The organism is Lactobacillus xujianguonis (genome assembly GCF_004009905.1).
Classification (GTDB): domain Bacteria; phylum Bacillota; class Bacilli; order Lactobacillales; family Lactobacillaceae; genus Lactobacillus; species Lactobacillus xujianguonis.
In genome coordinates this window covers 1-1,689 of record NZ_ML136933.1, presented here as the reverse complement: position 1 = coordinate 1,689, position 1,689 = coordinate 1, and the positions used below count along the sequence as shown (strand labels likewise).

The 1,689-nt window shown below is 40.2% G+C and carries 3 protein-coding genes; all 3 read right to left on the bottom strand.

The features are described 5' to 3' along the window. Positions 1-156: 156 nt before the first annotated feature. The 3 genes from EJK17_RS11575 to EJK17_RS11150 are packed head-to-tail and all read right to left on the bottom strand — an operon-like array spanning position 157 to position 1,508. The gene (locus EJK17_RS11575; protein WP_161494939.1) at positions 157-330 is read right to left on the bottom strand and encodes a hypothetical protein; all 174 of its coding nucleotides are present in this window, start codon (positions 328-330) and stop codon (positions 157-159) included. Position 331: 1 nt separating this feature from the next. Next, positions 332-649, bottom strand: a complete 318-nt coding sequence (locus EJK17_RS11155; RefSeq protein ID WP_103662697.1) for a helix-turn-helix domain-containing protein — start codon at positions 647-649, stop codon at positions 332-334. A gap of 19 nt (positions 650-668) precedes the next feature. Then, positions 669-1,508, bottom strand: a complete 840-nt coding sequence (locus EJK17_RS11150) for a phage antirepressor KilAC domain-containing protein (RefSeq protein WP_103662696.1) — start codon at positions 1,506-1,508, stop codon at positions 669-671. Between the last annotated feature and the right edge of the window lie 181 nt (positions 1,509-1,689).

Sequence of the window (1,689 nt, the reverse complement as noted above, 5' to 3'; positions counted from 1 at the left end):
CGAGCGCGTACTTTAAGTAAGCGCCCATCACAAACGGGTTACCTTGTGCGTCCATGATCAATTTAGCGCCGTCTCTGACAATAACCACATAGGTCTTGTCATTCTTAACTGCGTCTTCCAAAGCTTTAACTGTTACCTTTCTCATTTTCTTGCTCCTTATCTAACAAATAGTGTTGTTAAGTAGTTGATCGCAAAGATTGTGATCTGCTCGATGACTACCAACGTACCAATAATGATTGCGCCCCACTTCAGAATGCTGTTAAAAGCTTCTGCAAAGTAGGTCAAACCTGTTTCTGCAAAGTGCAATGCCCATTTATCGAACTTACTCATTTTAAATTGCCTTCCTTGTTGTGATTCCTGACTCTAGGTACTCATCTAAATCTTCTTTGAGATAGTACTTTGAGCCGTTATTAACTGTGCTTTTTAGCAAACCCTTATCAACCAATTGGTTGATGTAGCTTGGTGTTTTACCAATGTATTTAGCAGCATCTTTTCTGTTAAAAGCTCTTTGCTGAACCATCATCCGCACCATGTCTCTTAATTCATTCTTTGAAATGCCGGATTGTTTGGCGTGTTCCTCGAGGAAAACTCGCCGCGCAATTTGACTAAAGTGATGGTCAAGTGCTGCCATGTCGATGTAGTTTTCCATTTTCGTTTTCCTTTCTTAGTTAATAAACTGTTGGATCTAAGCCATATTCATTGCCAATGTTGCCTAAGCTCTTGCCAATTTCCTTCTTGACCATTTCAGCAATTTCCTTGGCATTGGGCTTTTTGCTATCCTTCAGAAATTTATTGATAAAGTACTGTTGACCTTTGCCAGTTACCTTCGGCGTCTTAGAAGTAGATACATGACCATCACTGTGTGTGATCGTTGTTTCCTTGATCTTGAACAAGCCGAGGTTCATTGCCTTCTGTGTTGGCATGTTCCAGTCACTACCCTTACGGTTGATCAGGTAGCCATGTTCACGCATCCACTTGAACAACCGTGTTGCTCCAATATCTACGCCGTTACCACGTAAGATCTTGGCTAATTCACCGACCAAGATGGTTGACTTACTGGTTGCTACCGAATCAGCGAACAATGCCTTAGGCTTCATTTCTTCAGCTTGAAGTAGCAAAGCCTTGTTCTTTCCTTCAAGTTCCTTGACTCTTGAATTAGAGATCTCCAACGCTCTATGCATTACCATGTCGGGTGAGTTCCAGTTCTTTTCGACTTGGATGAAGTACCGGCGAACCTCTTGACCTTTAGCAGTCTCTGACATCATGCAAAGCTCTTTTGCCATATCAATAGTTAGTAGCCAATCGTCATATTTTCTTACTGTTCCATTGCCACTTTTAACGAGGTAACTTTCAGGTTCCCTCGTATAATCTGTTCCGCTTTCGAATTTCTTGGAACTTTGTTCCCACCAAGCAGAGAACTTTTTCTTTAGACCTAAGCCCTTATGAAGTTCTCTTGCTGAAACTAATTGCTGATTATCTTTGATTTGAATGTTGATTAAGTCTTCCATTTTCTCTTTCTTCTTTCTGCTAAAATTAAGTCATCCTCTAATAAGGAGGTGATTAAATGAAGCCATACATTATTGCCTATGATTTGAAAGAACCTGGGCAAAAGTATGATGAATTACGTGCTGTAATTGACTTCAACTCAAATTTTCAAAATATTTGGATTGAAGAATCTGTGTGTCTTGT